The sequence below is a fragment of the Sulfitobacter faviae genome (assembly GCF_029870955.1).
GTDB classification, from domain to species: Bacteria; Pseudomonadota; Alphaproteobacteria; order Rhodobacterales; family Rhodobacteraceae; genus Sulfitobacter; species Sulfitobacter faviae.
Map to the genome: position 1 here is coordinate 2638424 of NZ_PGFQ01000001.1, position 20703 is coordinate 2659126.

Here is a 20703-nt window from a genome sequence, read left to right on the forward strand (position 1 = left end):
GATCCTTGCTGCAAGGTGGCAGGGTCTTAGGTGCCTTGCAGATTCTATTGCAAGGAAAGGCCCGAATATGACCGAGAAGCTTTTTACCCCTTTCACCGCCGGTGAGATCGCGGCCGAGAACCGTTTGGTGATGGCCCCCTGACGCGCAACCGCGCGGATAATAAGACCGGCGAAGTCTCGGACATGCATGTCGACTATTATCGCCAGCGGGCTGGCGCGGGCATCATCATCACCGAGGCCACGCAGATCAGCCCCGAGGGCAAGGGCTATTTCCAGACCCCCGGCATTCATAGCGAGGGCCAAGTCGCCGCATGGCGCAAGGTGACCGACGCGGTGCATGCCGAAGGCGGGCGGATCGTCATCCAACTGTGGCATGTGGGCCGGATCAGCCACACCTCCCTACAGCCTGATGGCGGCAAGCCTGTCGCGCCTTCTGCTATCGGCGCTGGCGTGAAAACCTTCACCGCCAACGGGTTCGAGGATACTTCCGAGCCGCGTGCGCTCGAAATCGAAGAGATGCCGCGTCTGGTCGCCGACTATGCTCACGCCGCCGAGATGGCCAAGAAAGCAGGCTTCGACGGGGTCGAGGTTCACGGGGCCAATGGCTATCTGCTGGACCAATTCCTGAAAACCGGTAGCAACAAACGCGACGATGCCTATGGCGGCAGCGTGGAAAACCGCGCGCGGCTGCTGTTCGAGGTGCTGGATGCGGTGACGGAAGTCTGGGGCGGCGAACGTGTGGGGCTGCGCCTCTCGCCCTTTTCGCCCGCCAACGGGATCGAAGACGCCAATCCGCAAGAGACCTTTGAGTATGTCGTGAAGGGGCTGAACCGGTACAACCTGTCCTATCTGCACCTTGTCGAAGGCGCGACAGGCGGCTCGCGCGAGTTGGACGAAGGCGAAAGCATCGCCGCGTTGCGGGCGCTCTTTGACGGGCCTTACATGGCCAACAACGGCTATGACCGCGAGATGGCGATCAAGGCTGTGGCCGAGGATAAGGCCGATCTGATCGCCGTGGGCCGCCCCTTCATCGCCAACCCCGATCTGCCGCGCCGCTGGCAGATGAACGGGTCGCTGAACGAGGGCGATACCGATACCTACTATGGCGGTGGGCGTGAAGGCTTTACCGATTACCCGACGCTGGAACAGGCCGAAGCCTGACCGATCAGGGGCGCCCGTGCGGCGCCCCTGTCTTACGACGCGTGCAATTGGGGCGAATTCACCCCATCGCGCGCTTGCCTCCACCCCGCCGAAGCGCGATGATGGCGGCCGAATAGCCCGCAAGGGATTGAAACAGGCGGACGGGATGCACACATGTCCTGTCCAGAAGAGGGGATGTCAGAGGCCGCCTATGACAGGGGCCCGGATGTCTTGCTAAGATAAGGAATTGAGCATGTTAGAGCCACTGAACGCATCCTACCCGGTGCTTCCGCTGCGCGACATCGTCGTGTTTCCCCACATGATCGTGCCGCTTTTCGTTGGCCGCGAGAAATCCGTCCGCGCCCTTGAAGAGGTGATGGCGGACGATAAACAAATCCTGCTGTCGAGCCAGATCGACCCCGCCGAGGATGATCCCGACACATCCGGCATCTACAAGGCCGGTGTGCTGGCCAATGTGCTGCAACTGCTGAAACTGCCCGACGGTACCGTGAAAGTGCTGGTCGAAGGGCAGGCGCGGGTGCGCATCACCGAATACCTCGAGAACGACAACTTCTTTGAGGCCCGCGCCGAGTATCTGACCGAGATGCCGGGTGACGCGGCTACCACGCAAGCGCTGCTGCGCACCGTGGCCGATGAGTTCGAGCGCTACGCCAAGGTCAAGAAGAACGTCCCCGAGGAAGCGCTTGCCGCCGTTGGCGAAAGCGCCGAGCCCGCGCGTCTGGCCGATCTCGTGGCCGGTCACCTCGGTATCGAGGTCGAGCAGAAGCAGGACTTGCTGGAAACGCTGAGCATCTCCGAGCGGCTTGAGAAGGTTTACGGCCTGATGCAGGGCGAGATGTCCGTGCTGCAGGTCGAGAAGAAGATCAAGACCCGCGTGAAGTCCCAGATGGAGCGGACGCAGCGCGAATACTATTTGAACGAACAGATGAAGGCGATCCAGCAGGAGTTGGGCGACGGCGAAGACGGCAAGAACGAGGTTGCCGAGCTCGAAGCCAAGATCGCCGAAACCAAGTTGAGCAAGGAAGCCCGCGAAAAGGCCGAGGCCGAGCTGAAGAAGCTCAAGAACATGTCGCCCATGTCGGCCGAAGCCACCGTGGTGCGCAACTACCTCGACTGGATGCTGTCGATCCCGTGGGGCGTGAAATCCCGCGTGAAGAAAGACTTGGGCCGCGCGCAAAAGGTGCTGGATGACGATCACTATGGCCTCGAAAAGGTCAAGGAACGCATCGTCGAGTATCTCGCCGTGCAGCAACGCTCGACCAAGATGAAAGGCCCGATCATGTGCCTCGTCGGCCCTCCGGGCGTCGGCAAGACCTCACTTGGCAAATCGGTCGCCAAGGCTACGGGGCGCGAGTTCATCCGCATCTCGCTCGGCGGCGTGCGCGACGAATCCGAGATCCGCGGCCACCGTCGGACCTACATCGGCTCCATGCCCGGCAAGATCATCCAGGCGCTGAAGAAGGCCAAGACCACGAACCCGCTTATCCTGCTCGATGAAATCGACAAGATGGGTCAGGACTTCCGCGGCGACCCGGCTTCGGCCATGCTCGAAGTGCTCGACCCGGAACAGAACGGCACCTTCGTGGACCACTATCTCGAAGTGGAATACGACCTGTCGAACGTGATGTTCCTGACCACCTCGAACAGCTACAACATGCCCGGGCCGCTTCTGGACCGGATGGAGATCATTCCGCTCTCGGGCTACACCGAGGACGAAAAGCGCGAGATCGCCAAGCAGCATCTGGTGCAGAAGCAGATCAAGAACCACGGACTGAAGAAGAACGAGTTCGAGATCGAGGATTCGGCCCTCACCGGCATGATCCGCTACTACACCCGCGAGGCCGGCGTGCGGAATCTTGAGCGTGAGATCGCTAAGGTGGCGCGTAAGTCGCTGACCAAGATCGTCAAGAAGGAGGCTGAGAGCGTCACTGTCACTGGCGACAACCTCGAAGAGTTCCTCGGCGTGCGCAAACACCGCTTCGGCTTGGCCGAGGAGAAGGACCAGATCGGCGTTGTGACCGGGCTGGCCTATACCTCCGTCGGCGGTGAGCTTCTGAGCATCGAAGCGCTGCGCCTGCCGGGCAAGGGCCGGATGAAGACCACCGGCAAGCTCGGCGACGTGATGAAGGAAAGCATCGACGCGGCGAGTTCCTACGTCCGGTCGATCTCTCCGCAGATCGGGATCAAACCGCCGAAGTTCGACACGTTGGACATCCACGTGCACGTGCCGGACGGCGCTACGCCAAAGGACGGCCCCTCGGCCGGTCTGGCGATGGTGACCTCGATCGTCTCGGTGCTGACGCAGATCCCGGTGCGGCGTGACATCGCCATGACCGGCGAGGTCAGCTTGCGCGGTAACGCCATGCCGATCGGCGGATTGAAGGAGAAACTTCTCGCGGCCCTGCGCGGCGGCATCACCACGGTGCTGATCCCCAAGGAGAACGAGAAGGACCTGCCGGACATCCCCGACAACGTCAAAGAGGGGCTGACCATCATCCCGGTGGGCCATGTCTCGGAAGTCTTGGAGCATGCGCTGGTGAGCAAGCCGAAGGCGATCGATTGGGACGAAGCCGCCCAAGAGGCCGCCGAAGCCGCCGCGATGAAGGCCCGTGCCGCAGGCGTGGACGCCACGACCACGCATTAAGGCGAGCAGCCTGTCAAAATGTCATGAACGCGCGCCTTCCGGGGCGCGCGTTTTTCGTATCCACTGTGGGGCAGGGCCCGCCGCATCTCGCGACAGTTTTTGCGCCGAACCCTCTTGCAAGCCGCGCCGCAATTGGCTACTTCGCCCCGCAAGGGTGATTAGCTCAGTGGTAGAGCGCTTCGTTCACATCGAAGATGTCAGGAGTTCAAATCTCTTATCACCCACCATTTTCCCCTAATTCGCGTTAGATGAGTTGGCTGCCTCGAGCCTGCGCTCATGTCCCATGGCTTGCCTTCTCTGCGTCGGAGTGATCCTTATCCCCATCGGCCCATACCACGGGCACCACGGGCGGAGAGAACATGTCGGCACATCCTAAAATCTGGTTCCTACGCCACGGGCAGACCGAGTGGAATCGCGCGTTTCGTCTGCAAGGGCATCTCGATTCACCGCTGACCGATCAGGGCATCGCCGAGGCCGAGCGGCAAGCGCAGATCATGCCCTCGATCCTTGCACAAAAGCCGGATATCCTCGTCTCTCCGCTTGGCCGGGCGCAACAGACGGCGCGGACTGCGTTGAATGGGGCCGCTTTCCAGACGGATGCGCGATTGATGGAGATACACGCGGGCGATTGGCAGGGGGCAACCCGGGATGAGATATTCGCCGCGTACCCCGACCTCGCGGCCCGCGACCCGGCCCCCTTGGAGATCTACGCCGCCGCGCCGGGCGGGGAGGGGCTGGCGGCCTTTCGCGCGCGGATTCGGGCGGTGCTCGACAGTTTGATCGCGCCCACGGTGCTGGTCGCCCACAGGCTCTGGGGGCAGGTGCTTCGGGCAGAGGTCTGCGGCGTCGCTCCGGCAGAGGCCGGTCGGCTCAGCAACCGGCAAGGCTGCGTCTATCTGTTGGAGAACGGAAGCGAGCGCATCTTGGAAGCCCCCGCATGAGTCGTTACCCGACGCTCTATATCCTGCGCCATGGGGAGACGGAGTGGAACCTCGCCAATCGGCTCCAAGGGCATTTCGATTCCCCGCTGACCGAGCGGGGGCGGGAACAGGCCGCGGCGCAGAATGCGATTCTGAAACGCTGCGATCTGGCGGGGTTCTCGGCGCTCAGCAGCCCGCAGGGGCGAGCGGTGGTCACAGCCGAAATCGCGCTGGCGGGGACGGGGCTAAAGGCTGCGCCTGATCCCCGTTTGGGGGAGATCGGCATCGGCGCTTGGGCCGGAATGTCGCGCGAGACGTTGCTGCGCCAAACCCCCGCCGCGCGTGATTCCTACGATCTTTACGAACACGCCCCCGAGGGCGAGGGATTCGCGGCGCTGCACAAGCGCTGCCAGCGCTTTCTGGACGGCCTGACCGGCCCCCATGTGCTGATCACCCACGGCATCACATCGCGCATGTTGCGCCTTATTTTACTGGGTCGCACGCCCGCCGCGCTGCGGGAGATGCAAGGCGGGCAGGGGGTGGTTTTCCGTCTTAAGAACGGCCAGCAAGAAAGGCTGACATTATAGGCTTGAAGCCCGCCCCCACCTTGGGCTATCAGGTCCAAGTCGGGTCGTTAGCTCAGTTGGTAGAGCGCTTCGTTTACACCGAAGATGTCGGGAGTTCGAGCCTCTCACGACCCACCATCCCTCCAACCTATTTATTTGGATCAACCGGCTGCCCCAGTGGTGAGCCCGACCGACGCCCGTCCGCTGCGCGGTCAGTCTGGGTCGGGAGTTCGAGGCTGTCGCGACCGTCCCGTTTAGAGATTGATATTGGGCCATCTCCCGGATTTCCCACGCAGCGTCACAGTATTCCAGACTGCGGCCTTCGTCAGTCCCGACCATGGGGCGGCCAAGTAGAAGCGGCCCGATCCCTCCGGGAAAACCACCCGATTTTCGGCCTCAAACCCAGCCCATCAAGCGCCCCCAGAACAACTTACAAAAATCTCACATTTTCGCGCAAACCGCGCTTGACGGCGGCGCGCCCTCACCATAGAACACGCAAACGCTCCGGGGCGACCTGGAGAGTGCAGCGGGCGGTTGTAGCTCAGTTGGTTAGAGTACCGGCCTGTCACGCCGGGGGTCGCGGGTTCGAGCCCCGTCAACCGCGCCACCGCTGCCTGAAAAGGGGACCTCTCTGAGGTCCCTTTTTTCATTTCCAATCCCCTTAAAATGCCGCGCAAAAACTTCTTTTGAGAAAGCGCATTTTCTCGCGCGAATGCGCTTGACGCCCCGCGCCCCGTGGCCTATTCCGCCCACATCGCGCGGTTGTAGCTCAGTTGGTTAGAGTACCGGCCTGTCACGCCGGGGGTCGCGGGTTCGAGCCCCGTCAACCGCGCCACTTTCCCCCTCTATTTCGTAACGTGCAGGCGCTAAGCCCTAGTTCGCGCAGGCTTATTCAGCCCTGCCTCTTGAGGCTCAACCAATGGAATAGGTGGCGACCGGGCAGGCCCGATCGCCAATCTGCTCAGGTCAGCGCATCAATGATGCGCGCCCAGGAGCGGATGCCTTTGTGAAAACTCTCCATGTCGTATTTCTCGTTCGGGGAGTGGATTTGATCGTCATCCTTGCCGAAACCGATCAGCATCGGCTCGGTCCCGAGAATCTTCTGAAAATGCCCGGCAATCGGAATCGAGCCACCACAGCCGATATAGGCCGCAGGCACCTGCCATTCGTCGCTCAGCGCTTGGCGGGCGGGTTCGAACATCGCATGGCCAATGTCCACCCCCGAGGCTTGGCTGGCGCCGTGGCCTGAGAATTCGACCGTGCAGTCTTCGGGCAGCATCTCAGCCACCATCTTGCGGAAGTTCTCACGGATGGCGAGCGGGTCCTGCGTGCCGACGAGGCGGAAGCTGATCTTGGCATGCGCCTCGGAGGGCAGCACCGTTTTAAAGCCATCGCCGGTATAGCCGCCCCAGATGCCGTTGACCTCACAAGTCGGGCGCGACCAGATCATCTCAAGCGGGGTGCGGTCCTGCTCGCCCGCCGGTTTGCTGAGACCCACGTCGCCGAGGAAGGCGCTATGGTCAAAGGCGAGGCCCTGCCACTGCGCTTCCAGATCCTCGGGCAGGTCCGGCACGCCGTCATAGAAGTCGGGGATGGTGATGCGGCCTTCGTCGTCATGCAGCGCGGCGATCACCTTGCTTAGCGCGCGGATCGGGTTCATCGAAATGCCGCCATACATGCCCGAATGCAGGTCTTTCGACGGCGCAGTGACGGTCAGCTCTTCGCCCAAAAGCCCACGCAGCATGGTGACGATGGCGGGGGTCTTGCTTTCGAACAGCCCGGTGTCGCAGATCATCGCCACATCGGCTTTCAATTCCTCCGCGTTCTCCTCCATAAATGGGACGAGGGAGGGGGAGCCGGATTCCTCTTCGCCTTCGAGGAAGAAGGTGATGCGGCAGGGCCAATCGCCTTTCACCTCTTTCCACGCGCGCAGGGCTTCGATGATGGTCATCAACTGGCCCTTGTCGTCGGCGGCCCCGCGGCCCCGGATCACGCGGCCCTTCTCCGTCTCCTCAACCGCCGGATCGAAGGGATCGCGGTCCCAAAGGTTCAGCGGGTCGACCGGCTGCACGTCATAGTGGCCATAGAACAGCAGATGCGGCTTGCCTTCGCCCACATGGCCCACGACCATCGGATGCCCCGGTGTGGCGCGTTTTTCGGCGTCGACGCCCATGGATGTAAGGTCGGCCACCAGCCAATCGGCGGCGCGGTCGCAATCGGCCTTATAGGCCGGATCGGTCGAGATTGACGGGATGCGCAGCAGGTCCAACAGACGGTCGGTGGCGGCGGGCAGATCGTTGTCGATCCGGGCGAGAACATCGTCGAGGGACATGGGTATAATTCCTTGCGCTTGTGAATTTGGCGCGAAGGTATCAGGCGGGGAGGGCGTGTCCAGTGGCCGCAGGTCCAGCGTTCAGAAGGTAAGCGAGAGGCGGCTGCCCTCGGGGTAAGCTGGCTGTCGACCTGCGCATTCAACTGCGACGCCGCCGCCGCCATCAAGGTCTGCCCAATGCTGTCGGCCCGCCCTTTGCCCTCGTTCGCGGCCCCGATGCCATCGTCTTTGCACTCAAGGTGGAAATGCCCGTCCCGCAGGCTGAGGTCGATTTCGATATGGCCGGGCGTGCCATCCGGGAAGGCGTGTTTGATGGAATTGGCGGCAAACTCGCTAATGATCAGCCCCAAGGACGAAGCCGTGCTGGATCGTAGGGTCACAGGGTCCGACCGGTAGCTGATTTTGACATGCCCCGGTGCGGTTTCCTGCAAAAGCTCCAGGACCCTGTCGAGGTATTTGCCCGCATCGACCTCATCGCGCCCCTGTCCGGTTTGCAGCTCCCCATGCAGGGTTGCCATGGCGTTGACCCGGCGCTGAATGCCGTTCAGCACATTGACCGTGGTCGTGTCCTCCAATTGCCGGGTGTGCAGCCGAACCATGGCCGACAGTGTCTGGAGCGAATTTTTGACCCGGTGGTCGGCCTCGCTCATCAGAACGGCTTGGCTGCGCAGGGAAAGGCGCAGGTCGAGCTGTTTCATCACCTGACGGGATAAGACAGAGATCGCCTTACGTTGCAGCGCGGTCAGCCTGCGGGGTTTGGTGTCGAGGATGCACAGCGTGCCAAGCGGCAGCCCGTTGGACGCAATCAGCAGGGCACCTGCATAAAACCGCAGCCCGTCGCCTGCGGTGCAGAGCGGGTTGTCGGCCATGCGCGGGTCTTTCAGCGTGTCGGGAATTTCGACAAAGAGCTCTTCCAGAATCGCATGAGAGCAGAGCGAGGTTTCGAGCGGCGTCTCTCGCGCACCCAGACCCACTTCGGCCTTGAACCACTGGCGGTCCTTGTCGATCAGGTTGATCACTGAAATCGGCGCGTCACAGATCTCAGCCGCAAGCTCGACGATCTCGTCGAACTCCTCCTCGCGCGGGGTGTCGAGAATCTCGTAATTATACAGCGTCCGCAGGCGCTGGTCCTGCTGGGGATGTGGATTGGCGCGCAAAACAAACTGCCCTTTCTGGGTTGGTCCTTTGGAAACATGAAAGCGGCTGGCAATACAAGCGAACAATCTTAAATCGAGCGTAGAACGCGCAGCGCCTGCGACAGTTCGCCCCGCAAAGGGGCCGGGATAAGAGATTGAAGCTTCGGCTTTGGATCTGTAATCATTCTAAAAGCTGAATATGGAGGGGCCTCCTCCTGTTCGCGCCAAAAGATGGAGACGCGCATGGACTATAACGAGAAGCTCGACGCGGCGATTGCGCGCCTGCATGACGAAGGACGCTACCGGACCTTCATCGACATCGAGCGTCGCAATGGTCAGTTCCCCCATGCCGTCTGGACCAAACCCGACGGGTCGCAGCAGGATATCACCGTTTGGTGCGGCAACGACTATCTGGGCATGGGGCAGAACCCCGTGGTGATCGAAGCCATGGAAGAAGCGCTGCGCGCCACTGGCGCAGGCTCTGGCGGGACGCGCAACATCTCGGGCACGACGGTCTATCACAAGCAGCTAGAGGCCGAACTGGCCGATTTGCATGGCAAGGAAGCGGCGCTGCTGTTCACCTCGGCCTATATCGCCAATGATGCCACGCTCTCGACCCTGCCCAAGCTGTTTCCGGGGCTGATCATCTATTCCGACGCGCTGAACCATGCCTCCATGATCGAAGGCGTGCGCCGCAATGGCGGGGCCAAGCGTATTTTCCGCCACAACGATGTCGCCCATCTGCGCGAATTGATGGAAGCGGATGACCCTGCCGCGCCCAAGCTGATCGCCTTTGAATCGATCTATTCGATGGACGGCGATTTCGGCCCCATCGAAGAGATCTGCGATCTGGCGGATGAATTCGGCGCGCTCACCTATATCGACGAGGTGCACGCGGTTGGCATGTACGGCCCGCGCGGGGCAGGGGTCGCCGAGCGTGACCGGCTGATGCACCGGCTCGACATCATCAACGGCACGCTGGCCAAAGCCTACGGCGTGATGGGCGGCTATATCGCCGCCTCGGCCAAGATGTGCGACGCGATCCGCTCCTATGCGCCGGGGTTCATCTTTACCACCTCGCTGCCGCCTGCCGTGGCTGCCGGGGCTGCGGCCTCGGTCGCCTATCTCAAACGCGCGCCCGAGCTGCGAGAGAAACACCAGCAGCAGGCCAAGGCGTTGAAGCTGCGGCTGAAGGGGCTGGGCCTGCCGATCATCGATCATGGCAGCCACATCGTGCCCGTCATGGTGGGCAACCCGGTGCACACCAAGCTTCTGTCGGACATGCTGCTCGAAGATCACGGCATCTATGTTCAGCCCATCAACTTCCCCACCGTGCCGCGCGGCACGGAGCGGTTGCGCTTCACGCCTTCGCCAGTCCATGGGCCCAAAGAGATGGACGCGCTTGTCCGGGGGATGGACGTGCTTTGGTCGCATTGTGCGCTGAATCGTGCCGAAGCTGCGGGCTAACGCAGCGCTATTCGTGTTTTCCGTTGTCTTGTGGTAGCCTTTTGTCAAGAAAAGGCTACATCCGAATCGTTGGGGCGTGTTTGGATCAAAGCTACAGGCTAACAGGGACAGGGCATATTGATGATCGGGCGATGGGCCTCCAGAACCGCTGAGGACGAAACAGTCGAACCCAAAGGGTTCGATGCATTCGAATTGCGGTTGGGGGATGTCATGCGCGGCGAACGGGCCACGCTTGGTAAATCCCTGCTCGACGTGCAGCGCGAATTGCGCATCAAAGCCTCCTATATCGCCGCTATCGAAAACTGTGATCCCGGCGCATTTGACACCCCCGGCTTCATCGCGGGCTATGTGCGCTCCTACGCGCGCTACCTCAATATGGACCCCGATCAGGCCTTTGCCGCCTTCTGCAAGGAATCCGGTTTCGCCGTGGCCCATGGCATGTCCGCCGAAGCCTCCGTCGTCAAAAAGCCGAGCTTTGAGGAACGCCGCAAGTCCCCGAAGGAAGACGATCTTTTCGCCCGGCCCAACACGCCCTTCGTGCCCACGGGAGACGGGTTGCTCAGCCGGATTGAGCCGGGGGCGGTTGGCTCTTCGCTGGTGCTGATCGCGTTGATCTCGGCCATTGGTTTTGGCGGCTGGACCGTGCTGAAAGAGGTGCAGCGCGTGCAGGTGGCCCCGGTGGATCAGACCCCGATCGTGCTTTCCGATCTCGATCCGCTGGATGGGGCGCTGGCCAGCGCGCCTGACGCAGAAGACGATTCCGCCGCGCCGAAAAGCGTGGAAAGCCCCCGGGCCGAGGCGCTGGACCGGCTTTATCGCCCACAAGCGCTTGACGTGCCGGTGCTGGTGGCGCGTGACGCGCCGATTGCTTCCATCGACCCGCGCTCTGTCAGCAATTTCCCGACGCCGGACCGCCCCGATACCGCCGCGCAAGGCACCGTGGTCGCCGAGGCGGCGGAGGGTGATGACAGCATCACCAGCGCCATCGACGAGGCGGTGATGCTCGCCAATGCCGATACGGACTTGCCCAAACCACAGGTTGTGGAGCCTTTGGGAGAGAAAGTGCGCATGGTCGCCGCTTACCCCTCATGGGTGCGGGTGCGGGCGGCTGACGGTACAGTGATTTTCGAAGGCGTGATGAACAAGGGCGACACATGGGATGTCCCCGTTACCGAAGAGCCGCCCTCCCTTCGGACGGGCGAATCCGGTGCGCTTTATTTCGCCATGGCGGATGGCTGTTTCGGCCCCGTGGGGCCGCGTGGGGCGGTGACCTCCAACGTGCCGCTCCACGCGCAGGCGCTGGCCGAGCTTTATGAGCCGGTCGATCCGACGGCGGAGCAATCGCTCAGCCGGATGTTTGCCGATCTCGAAGACTCGCTCGACCCCTCCGCTCTGGCGGCGATGCCCTGTCAGGGCAGCTAAACCCGCGGGCCGCCGCTTCCCATTGCACATGAGGCCCCGGCTGAATAGGTAGGGGCCATAGCCCCTGATCCCGCGAAAGGTGTCTTCATGTCGCTTCATTCCATTCGCCCTTGGCGCGATATTCCGCGTCGCAAGTCCCGGCAGATCATGGTGGGCAATGTGCCGGTGGGCGGTGATGCGCCGATCACCGTGCAGACCATGACGAATACGCTGACCACCGATGTCGCCGCCACCATCGCACAGGTCCAAGCCGCCGCCGACGCGGGCGCCGATATCGTGCGCGTCTCGGTCCCGGATGAGGACTCCTCCAAAGCCCTGCGTGAGATCGTTCCCGAAGTATCGGTGCCCATCGTTGCGGACATCCACTTTCACTACAAGCGCGGGATTGAAGCCGCCGAGGCCGGTGCCGCTTGTCTGCGCATCAACCCGGGCAACATCGGCGATGAAAAGCGGGTGCGCGAGGTCATCAAAGCCGCCCGGGACCACAATTGCTCAATCCGCATCGGCGTGAACGCGGGCTCGCTGGAGCGGCATTTGCTGGAGAAATACGGCGAGCCATGCCCCGATGCGATGGTCGAAAGCGGGCTGGATCACATCAAAATCCTGCAAGACAACGATTTCCACGAGTTCAAGATTTCCTGCAAAGCCTCGGACGTCTTCATGGCCGCGGCGGCCTACCAACAGCTCGCCGATGCCACCGACGCGCCCATCCACCTTGGCATCACCGAGGCGGGCGGGCTGATGTCGGGCACGATCAAATCGGCCATCGGTCTGGGCAACCTTTTGTGGAGCGGTATCGGTGATACGATCCGCGTTTCCCTCTCCGCCGATCCGGTGGAAGAGGTGAAGGTCGGTTATGAGATTCTCAAATCCCTCGGGCTGCGGCACCGTGGGGTGAACATCATCTCCTGCCCCTCCTGCGCACGGCAGGGGTTCGACGTGATCAAAACCGTTGAGACCTTGGAGAAACGGCTGGAGCATATCAAGACGCCGATGAGCCTGTCGATCATCGGCTGCGTGGTGAACGGCCCCGGCGAGGCGCTGATGACCGATGTGGGCTTTACCGGTGGCGGGGCCGGGTCTGGCATGGTCTATCTGGCGGGCAAACAAAGCCATAAGCTCGGCAATGAAGGTATGATTGATCATATTGTCGAGCAGGTTGAGGAACGCGCGGCGCAGATTGAGGCTGAGGCGGTGAAGGCGGCTGAGTAGGTTGGGGGCTGGTCCGCTTGGGCTGCGTTGGTTGAGAGGCTGCGCAGAGGTATTTTTAAAAGGATGAAGATGAGGGGGAAGCGCGTGAGCCGGGAGGTTGGCGCGCTTTGTCTTTTGGAGGAAGTTTTTATTAATCAGTGGGTTGGGGGGGGCGTCTTCACCTTGTTTGGGGTGAGATGTTTTTCGAGGACGATGGGGGCATGTGGCCGTTGAGGATCATTTCGGGCAGCACGTAGAAGGGGGCGTCGGTGAGCCCTAGGGCGGCGGCCCAGCGGGCGGGCTGGGGGTGGCTGAGATCGTGTTGGATGAAGGTGATGTCGTAACGCTTTGTGATTGCGGTCAATTCTTTGGCGGCGGCAGCGCAGGTCTCGCAGTCTACTGCGGTGGAAAGCGCGATGGGGTGGCCTGCCAGAAGGTCAGGAGCGAGCTGTTCGAGCAGAGACAGGTCGTTTTGGATATGCCGTTGCATCTGCGTTGGGCCGGCCAGCGCTTTGGCGATGACATCGCCATTGGCGACGATCGCGGCGCGGAGTTCGGTTTCAAACGCATCACGCGCGGTCGGTTCATCGGCCCCGGCGGGCTGGGCCAGCGCGAGCGCGGCCAAGACTGCCGGGGCGCGCATTTTTAGCCGCGCTTTTCTTCCACCAGTGCCATCATTTGATCATAGGGCAGGTAGCCGCGCAGCATTTCGTCTTGCATGACGAAGGTGGGGGTGCCGGTGATTTGCAGCTTTTGGGCCAGCGCGCGGGTTTGGGCGATCTCTTGCGTGACCGCGTCGCTGTCCATCTCGGCCTCGATCGCTGCGACATCCAGATCGAAGCTTTCGCCCAAGCGGCGCAGGGCGGGGAGGGTGACCGCTCCGTTGAAGGCCATCAGCGCATCGTTCAGTTGTTTGTAAGCGTCATCGCCCGCGACCTGTTTGGTCGCCACGGCAAAGCGCGAGGCCAGCAGCGATTGCTCGCCAAGGATCGGGAACTCTTTGACGATCAGTTTGATGTTGCCGTCCGTTTCCAGCAGTTTGGCCACTTCGCCATGGGCGCGTTTGCAGTAGCCGCAGCGGTAGTCGAGGAATTCGACCAGCGTGATGTCCCCCTCCGGGTTGCCGCCGACCCAAGAGTAGCCATCGTCGAAAATCTCATCGGCATTGGCCGAGACCAGATCGAAATCCGCCTGCATCTGCGCTTGGGCCTGACGGTTTTGCATCTGCTCCACCGCTTGCAGGATGACTTCGGGGTTTTCCATCAGATAGGCGCGGACCTCGGCCCGGAACTGCGCGCGTTCGGCGTCCGTAAGCTCGGTCAGGTCCATCGCCCCGGCGGGAGCGGCAAGGGTGACTGCGCTGGCAAGGGCGGGGGCGAGGAGGCGGGCGAACATGGGCGGTCCTTTCGGTAAAGCTGCGAAATAGGGGCCAAGGGTTGACGCCCGGCATCAGGCGCGGTGAAAGCACATGCCGACAGTAGGAGCAAGCCCATGCGCAATTCAACCAGGTCCGCCGTTGATCCCTTTATCGTGATGGACGTGATGCAGGCCGCCAGCGCCGCCGAGGAGGCGGGCCGTCACATCATTCATATGGAAGTTGGCCAGCCCGGCACAGGCGCGCCGAAGGGGGCGGCTCAGGCGCTGACCAAGGCGATGAGTGAGGGGGCTTTGGGCTATACCGTGGCGCTTGGCCTGCCTGCTTTGCGCGCGCGGATCGCGCAGATGTATGGCGAATGGTATAACGTCGATCTCGATCCGGCGCGGGTGGTGATTACCCCCGGATCCTCGGGCGGGTTTTTGCTGGCTTTTACTGCGCTCTTCGATTCCGGGGATCGGGTGGGCATCGGGGCGCCGGGCTATCCCAGCTACCGTCAGATCCTGCGCGCCTTGGGGATGCAGCCCGTCGATCTGCCCGCCGCGCCGGAGAACAGATATCAGCCAGTCGCGGCGGATTTCGCAGGGCAAGACCTGCGCGGTTTGCTCGTGGCCTCCCCTGCCAATCCTTCGGGCACGATGCTCGACCGACCCGCCTTGACGGCGCTGACGGAGGCTTGTGCGGCCAATGACATGTCCTTCATTTCGGATGAGATTTATCACGGCATCGAATATGACAAGAAGGCCGTAACCGCGCTGGAGGTCACCGATGACTGCTATGTGATCAACTCCTTCTCGAAGTATTTCTCGATGACCGGCTGGCGCGTGGGTTGGATGGTGGTGCCCGAGGATCAGGTGCGCGTGGTCGAGCGGATCGCGCAGAACATGTTCATCTGCGCGCCCCATGCCAGCCAGATCGCCGCGCTGGCGGCGATGGACTGTGACGACGAATTGCAGGCCAATCTCGCGGCCTACCGCCGCAATCGCGACCTGATGATCACCGGTTTGCAAGAGGCGGGGTTTACCGACATCGCGCCGCCCGATGGGGCGTTTTACGTCTATGCCGATGTTTCGCGCTTTACCGATGACAGCCGCGCCTTTGCGGCGGAAATTCTGGAGAAGGCTGGCGTCGCCGTGACCCCCGGGCTCGATTTCGACCCGGCGCGGGGCATAAGACGCTGCGCTTTTCCTATGCGCGCAGCACGGCGGATATGGAGGAGGGCATCGCCCGGCTCAAAGCCTTCATGGCGGCGCGCTGAGCGCTGGTTTGGCCGCGCGGCAGGTGATAGAAGGGCGAAAACGGGCAGGGTGATCGATCATGCGGGCAATCTTTAGGGGACTGGCAGTCTTGTTGGCCTGTGCGGGGCCGGTCACCGTCGCGGCGCAGGAGTTGACGGCGCTGGCACGGGTCGATCCGGTTGAGAGCGCGGTGAGTGATCGCTGGTTCGGCAAGACCGATTTGACCGTGGCGCTGAGCCAGGGCGTGCCTTTCCGGGTTTTTCTGCTGGATGATCCCGCCCGCCTGATCGTCGATTTCCGCGAGGCGGATTGGTCGAATGTCGCCCGGGGGATCTGTTGGTAAAACCGGGCCGTATCTCGGCTCTCCGGTTTGGTGCGTTTCAACCCGGTTGGTCGCGTCTGGTGGCGGATCTGGCCGAGCCGATGGTTCCAGCTGAGATTGGCATGCCTGTGGATGCAAGCAGCGCCAAGGCGCGGCTTGAGATTACCTTGGAGACGGTTGAACCTGCGACCTTTGCCAAGGCCGCAGGCGCGCCGGTGGACCCTGATTGGACCACCGCGCTCACCGCGCCGCCGAAACCTGAGGCGGCAGACAAGGACAGTTTCACCGTCGTTCTGGACCCCGGCCACGGCGGCATTGACCCCGGTGCGCAGCGCGAGGGGTTGGACGAGAAAGACCTGATGCTCAACTTCGCCCGCGACCTGCGCGATGCGCTGCGGCGCAAGGGCGTGGATGTCTTGCTGACCCGGGATGAGGATATTTTCGTCGCCTTAGAGCACCGGGTCGCCATCGCCCATCAGGCCGAAGCGGATCTTTTCATCTCGCTCCATGCCGACAGCCTGTCGCAGGGCGGGGCCAGCGGGGCGACGGTCTATACCCTTTCCGACGATGCCAGCGATGTGGCGACCGAACATCTCGCGGCGCGGCATGACCGGTCTGACATCATCGCGGGGGCGGATTTGACCGGCTCGGATGATCAGGTGGCGGGCATCCTGCTGGATCTTGCCCGGCAAGAGACCGAGCCGCGCTCGGATGCGCTGGCCGAGATTCTGGTCGATGGCATGGGCGCAGCGGGCGGGCCGTTGAACAGCCGGCCCCTGCGGCGGGCGGGTTTCTCGGTCTTGAAGTCCGCCGATATTCCTTCAGTTTTGGTCGAAGTGGGGTTCCTGAGTTCCAAGCGCGATCTGACCAATCTGCGTGATCCGGTGTGGCGGGCATCGATGGTGAGCGCGATGGCGGATGCGATCGTGACGTGGCGTGATCAGGATGCGGCGCTCAAGTCATTGATCAGAAAGTAAAATAAAAAGATGTGGCTGCTTTCGCGATGGGCGAAGATTCGCCCCCGCTGGCGGCCATGTGTTTTGACCCGCGCCAGCGCATCCTGTATAGGCTCGGAACTGTCCTTAGCCAATGGTGGTCCGCGCGCGTGTTTCGATTTGTTCTGTCCTTTTTCGGGGGGATCTTTACCACCCTGACCCTGAGCGTCGGCATGGTGGCGTTGACCATCGGGGCGGTGTTCTGGATGTATGGCCGGGATTTGCCCAGCCACGAGTCGCTGGCGCAATACACGCCGCCAACGATCAGCCGGATTTACTCGGGCCAAGGCCGTTTGATCGACGAATTCGCCAAGGAACGCCGCCTTTTCGCCCCGGCCAATACCATTCCGGATCTGGTGAAACAGGCCTTCATCTCGGCAGAGGACAAGAACTTCTACACCCATGAGGGCTATGACCTGCGCGGCATCGGTGCGGCGGCGGTGGATGCGGTCAAATCGCGCGGGCGCGACGTGCGCGGGGCCTCGACGATCACCCAGCAGGTGATGAAGAACTTCCTGTTGTCGGGCGACCGCCGGGCCGAGCGTAAGATCAAGGAGATCATCCTTGCCTCGCGCCTTGAGGAGACCTTGAGCAAAGAGAAAATCCTCGAGCTCTATCTGAACGAGATTTTCCTCGGCCAGAACTCCTATGGCGTGGCTGCGGCGAGCCAGACGTATTTCAACAAGACGCTGAGCGAGCTGGCCCCGCATGAGGCGGCCTTCCTCGCCTCGCTGCCCAAGGCGCCCTCGGATTACCACCCGGTGCGTCGCAAGGACCGGCTGCTGGCGCGGCGGAACTTCGTGCTGCGGGAGATGAAAGAGAACGGCTATATCTCGGAAGCGGTCTATGAAACCGAAGTGGCGCAGCCGCTGCGCTCGGTCCAGAACGGCGATTTCGAAAGCTTCAAGGCCGAACTGCCGCCGCGGGATTACTTCACCGACGAAATTCGCCGCCAGTTGAGCGAAGATTTCGGCGAGGGGGAGTTCTTTACCGGTGGTCTGACCGTGCGCGCGACCATCGACAACGAGATGCAGCCTATCGCCGCCAACGCCCTGCGCCGTCAGCTGGAGCAATATGACCGCGGGCGGGGCATCTGGCGCGGGACGCGTTTTGAGATCCCCGCCGATCAACTGGACAGTGAAGAGGAATGGCGCGCCGCGCTGGCGGACTTGCGGGTGCCGCGTGACATCGATCTGGAGAACCAGTGGTATCCGGCGGTGGTGCTTGAAGTCGGCAGCAATGACGCCCGCATCGGGATCGAAGGCGTCGAGGATGACGAAGACGGCCACTGGATCCCGGCCAAAGACGTGCAATGGGCGCGCAAGCGGCTGGACGACGGATCCCTCGGGCGCAAGGCTCAGGTGGCGGGCGACCTGCTTGAGGTGGGTGAGGTCGTCTTGGTCCGTCGCATGACATCGGACAGCGACGGCTCTTTCATCCGCTGGACATTGCGGCAGGTGCCGGAAGTGCAGGGCGGTTTCGTCGCGATGGACGTGCACACGGGCCGCGTGATCGCGATGCAGGGCGGCTTTTCCTATCAGGCGAGCGTGTTCAACCGGGCCACACAGGCCAAGCGCCAGCCGGGGTCGAGCTTCAAGCCCTTTGTCTATGCCTCCGCGCTCGACAGCGGCTATAGCCCCGCGACCATCGTGGTCGACGCCCCGATTGAGATCAACACGCCGCAGGGCGTTTGGCGCCCGCAGAACGCGTCCCATAAGTTTTACGGGCCGACGCCTTTGCGCACCGGGATCGAACAGTCGCGCAACCTGATGACCATCCGTCTGGCTCAGGAAGTCGGCATGGATGTGGTCGGCAGCTATGCGGAGCGTTTCGGGGTTTACGACGACCTTGCGCCCTTGCTGTCAAACGCGCTCGGCAGTCAGGAAACCACGCTGTATCAAATGGTTTCGGCCTATGCGATGTTCGCCAATGGCGGTGAGCGGGTGCAGCCCACTTTGGTCGACCGGGTGCAAGACCGTTATGGCCGCACCGTCTACAAACATGATGAGCGCAAATGCTACGACTGTGAGCAGATCAACCTCGCCCCCGGCGAGGCGCCGCGGATCATTTCCAACCGCGAGCGGGTGATGGACCCGGTGACCGCCTATCAGCTGACCTCCATGATGCGGGGCGTGGTTGAGCGTGGCACGGCGCGCAATGCGGTGAACCTGCCGGTGCCGATCGCGGGCAAGACAGGCACCACCAACGATGAGAAAGACGCGTGGTTCGTGGGCTTTTCCTCCAACGTGGTGGCGGGCTGCTACATCGGTTTCGACACCCCGCGCCCGATGGGCCGGGGCGCGGGGGGCGGGCGGCTCTGCGCGCCCGTGTTCCAACGCTTCATGAGCCAAGCGATCAAGAAATACGGCGGCGGTGACTTCGCAGTCCCCGACCAGTGCCGCTTTATCAAGATCGACCGTTTCACCGGCGCGCGGCTGAGCGACAGCGCCACCGGCGCCAATGTCGTGTCGGAATGTTTCCGCGATGGCGAAGAGCCGCTCTTTGGCATCTCTTTCGATGGCGGCTTTGCGATGGGGGCGGACCTGCCGCTCGTCGAAGAACTGGGCGGCTCCTCTTCGCGTGAGGTCACCACATCGACCGGCAAGAAAGCCACCGTCGGCCCCAAGGCGAGCTTTGGCACGCTGAGCTCCGGCGGTCTTTACTAATCAGGCCGAATGGGGCGGGGCAAAGCTGCGCTTTGCCGCCCCCACTTGCCGCCGCTGGCGGGCTGGTCTATCTCTCGTGCGGCTCCGGTTTTCGGGGCCGCATTACTTATCAAAGGCAGGCACACATGCGCGCAGAGGCACAGAATACCGCGGACCAGATCAGCAAATCGCTGGAATTGCTGGCCCAGCGACTGGATGTGGAGACCGCGCCCTACCGGCTGGAAGAATTCAACGCCCGCGTCGAAGACCCGAACCTTTGGGACAACCCCGATGCGGCGCAAAAGCTGATGCGCGAGCGTCAGTCGCTGGTCGATGCCATCGACACCTATGAGGGCATCAAACAGGAGTTGGCCGACAATCTCGAACTGATCGAACTGGGCGAGATGGAAGAGGACGAAGAGGTCATCTCTGACGCCGAAGCCGCGTTAAAGGCGCTGGCCGAAAAGGCCGCGCAGAAAGAACTCGAAGCGCTGCTGAACGGTGAGGCCGACAGCAACGACACCTTCCTTGAGATCAATGCAGGCGCAGGCGGCACGGAAAGCTGCGATTGGGCCAGCATGCTGGCGCGGATGTATGTCCGCTGGGCCGAGAAGAAGGGCTATAAGGTCGATCTTCAGGCCGAAAGCCCCGGTGACGAGGCTGGCATCAAATCCGCGACCTATAAGATTGAAGGCCATAACGCCTATGGCTGGCTGAAGTCCGAAAGCGGCGTGCACCGTCTGGTGCGCATTTCGCCCTTCGACTCGGCAGCCAAGCGGCACACCTCCTTCACCTCCGTGAAGGTCTACCCGGTGGTCGACGACAATATCGAGATCGAGGTGAACCCCTCCGATATTCGCATCGATACCTACCGGTCCTCCGGCGCGGGCGGTCAGCACGTCAACACCACCGACTCGGCGGTGCGGATCACCCACCACCCCACGGGCATTGTCGTGACCTCTTCGGAGAAGTCGCAGCACCAGAACCGCGACATCGCCATGAAAGCGCTGAAATCGCGGCTCTATCAGATGGAGTTGGACAAGCGCTCGGCGCTGGTGAACGAGGCGCATGAGAACGCAGGTGACGCGGGCTGGGGCAACCAGATCCGCTCCTACGTTCTGCAGCCCTATCAGATGGTCAAAGACCTGCGCACCAATTACGAGACCTCGGACACCAAAGGCGTGCTCGACGGCGATCTCGACGGGCTGATGGGGGCGACGCTGGCGCTGGCGGTCTCGGGCAAAAGCCGGGCCGAGGCGCAGGGCGACTGAGCCCATGACGTCCCCTTC

Annotated in this window: 11 protein-coding genes, 4 tRNA genes and 4 pseudogenes; 15 read left to right on the forward strand and 4 right to left on the reverse strand. The window is 62.3% G+C overall.

All coding sequences use genetic code 11. The features are described from left to right. The first annotated feature begins 67 nt into the window (after nucleotides 1–67). The 8 genes and pseudogenes from CUR85_RS13545 to CUR85_RS13580 all read left to right on the forward strand — a co-directional run bounded on the left by CUR85_RS13545 (nucleotide 68) and on the right by CUR85_RS13580 (nucleotide 6126). Nucleotides 68–1161 (forward strand): annotated as a pseudogene (locus CUR85_RS13545) (alkene reductase). Nucleotides 1162–1393: 232 nt separating this feature from the next. Further along, entirely contained in the window at nucleotides 1394–3805 is a 2412-nt protein-coding gene (gene lon, locus CUR85_RS13550; protein WP_067265032.1) for an endopeptidase La, read from the forward strand. A gap of 152 nt (nucleotides 3806–3957) precedes the next feature. After that, nucleotides 3958–4032, forward strand: a tRNA-Val gene (locus tag CUR85_RS13555). Nucleotides 4033–4164: 132 nt separating this feature from the next. Next, the gene (locus tag CUR85_RS13560; protein ID WP_067265035.1) at nucleotides 4165–4746 is read left to right on the forward strand and encodes a histidine phosphatase family protein; all 582 of its coding nucleotides are present in this window, start codon (nucleotides 4165–4167) and stop codon (nucleotides 4744–4746) included. Next, nucleotides 4743–5312 (forward strand): histidine phosphatase family protein, encoded by a 570-nt coding sequence (locus tag CUR85_RS13565; protein ID WP_067265038.1) that lies wholly within the window; start codon nucleotides 4743–4745, stop codon nucleotides 5310–5312. Before CUR85_RS13560 ends, CUR85_RS13565 begins: the two co-directional genes overlap by 4 nt. Before the next feature lie 41 nt (nucleotides 5313–5353). Continuing rightward, nucleotides 5354–5429, forward strand: a tRNA-Val gene (locus CUR85_RS13570). A gap of 392 nt (nucleotides 5430–5821) precedes the next feature. Continuing rightward, nucleotides 5822–5898 (forward strand) — tRNA-Asp (locus CUR85_RS13575). A 151-nt stretch (nucleotides 5899–6049) separates the two neighbouring features. Further along, nucleotides 6050–6126: transfer RNA gene (locus tag CUR85_RS13580), tRNA-Asp, on the forward strand. Nucleotides 6127–6252: 126 nt separating this feature from the next. Here the strand turns inward: CUR85_RS13580 and CUR85_RS13585 are convergent. Together CUR85_RS13585 and CUR85_RS20310 are read right to left on the reverse strand one after the other, a co-directional pair. Continuing rightward, nucleotides 6253–7623, reverse strand: coding sequence for a M20/M25/M40 family metallo-hydrolase (locus CUR85_RS13585; protein ID WP_067265040.1), 1371 nt, complete (start codon nucleotides 7621–7623; stop codon nucleotides 6253–6255). 203 nt (nucleotides 7624–7826) lie between these two features. Next, nucleotides 7827–8846 (reverse strand): annotated as a pseudogene (locus CUR85_RS20310) (sensor histidine kinase); the annotation flags it as partial. Between the two features lie 156 nt (nucleotides 8847–9002). Here CUR85_RS20310 and hemA point away from each other — a divergent pair. The 3 genes from hemA to ispG all read left to right on the forward strand — a co-directional run bounded on the left by hemA (nucleotide 9003) and on the right by ispG (nucleotide 12860). Beyond that, entirely contained in the window at nucleotides 9003–10226 is a 1224-nt protein-coding gene (hemA, locus tag CUR85_RS13595) for a 5-aminolevulinate synthase (RefSeq protein ID WP_067265045.1), read from the forward strand. Nucleotides 10227–10346: 120 nt separating this feature from the next. Then, complete coding sequence (locus CUR85_RS13600; RefSeq protein ID WP_067265048.1) at nucleotides 10347–11648, forward strand: helix-turn-helix domain-containing protein; 1302 nt, start codon at nucleotides 10347–10349, stop codon at nucleotides 11646–11648. An 87-nt stretch (nucleotides 11649–11735) separates the two neighbouring features. Further along, nucleotides 11736–12860 (forward strand): flavodoxin-dependent (E)-4-hydroxy-3-methylbut-2-enyl-diphosphate synthase, encoded by a 1125-nt coding sequence (gene ispG, locus CUR85_RS13605; protein WP_067265051.1) that lies wholly within the window; start codon nucleotides 11736–11738, stop codon nucleotides 12858–12860. Nucleotides 12861–13017: 157 nt separating this feature from the next. Here the strand turns inward: ispG and CUR85_RS13610 are convergent, their stop codons facing one another. After that, a complete protein-coding gene (locus CUR85_RS13610) occupies nucleotides 13018–13482 on the reverse strand; it encodes a disulfide bond formation protein DsbA (protein WP_280322693.1) in 465 nt (154 codons plus the stop codon). Nucleotides 13483–13484: 2 nt separating this feature from the next. Next, nucleotides 13485–14234, reverse strand: coding sequence for a DsbA family protein (locus CUR85_RS13615; protein WP_067268652.1), 750 nt, complete (start codon nucleotides 14232–14234; stop codon nucleotides 13485–13487). 96 nt (nucleotides 14235–14330) lie between these two features. Between CUR85_RS13615 and CUR85_RS13620 the strand changes: the two are divergent. From CUR85_RS13620 to prfB, 4 genes and pseudogenes are all read left to right on the forward strand, one after another. Next, nucleotides 14331–15472: pseudogene (locus CUR85_RS13620) on the forward strand (pyridoxal phosphate-dependent aminotransferase). Between the two features lie 59 nt (nucleotides 15473–15531). After that, a pseudogene (locus CUR85_RS13625) lies at nucleotides 15532–16751 on the forward strand (N-acetylmuramoyl-L-alanine amidase). A gap of 128 nt (nucleotides 16752–16879) precedes the next feature. Continuing rightward, nucleotides 16880–19435: a penicillin-binding protein 1A gene (locus CUR85_RS13630; protein ID WP_067268680.1), complete on the forward strand. Its 2556-nt coding sequence runs from the start codon at nucleotides 16880–16882 to the stop codon at nucleotides 19433–19435. Nucleotides 19436–19560: 125 nt separating this feature from the next. Then, complete coding sequence (gene prfB, locus CUR85_RS13635) at nucleotides 19561–20685, forward strand: peptide chain release factor 2 (RefSeq protein ID WP_067268656.1); 1125 nt, start codon at nucleotides 19561–19563, stop codon at nucleotides 20683–20685. Nucleotides 20686–20703 lie beyond the last annotated feature (18 nt).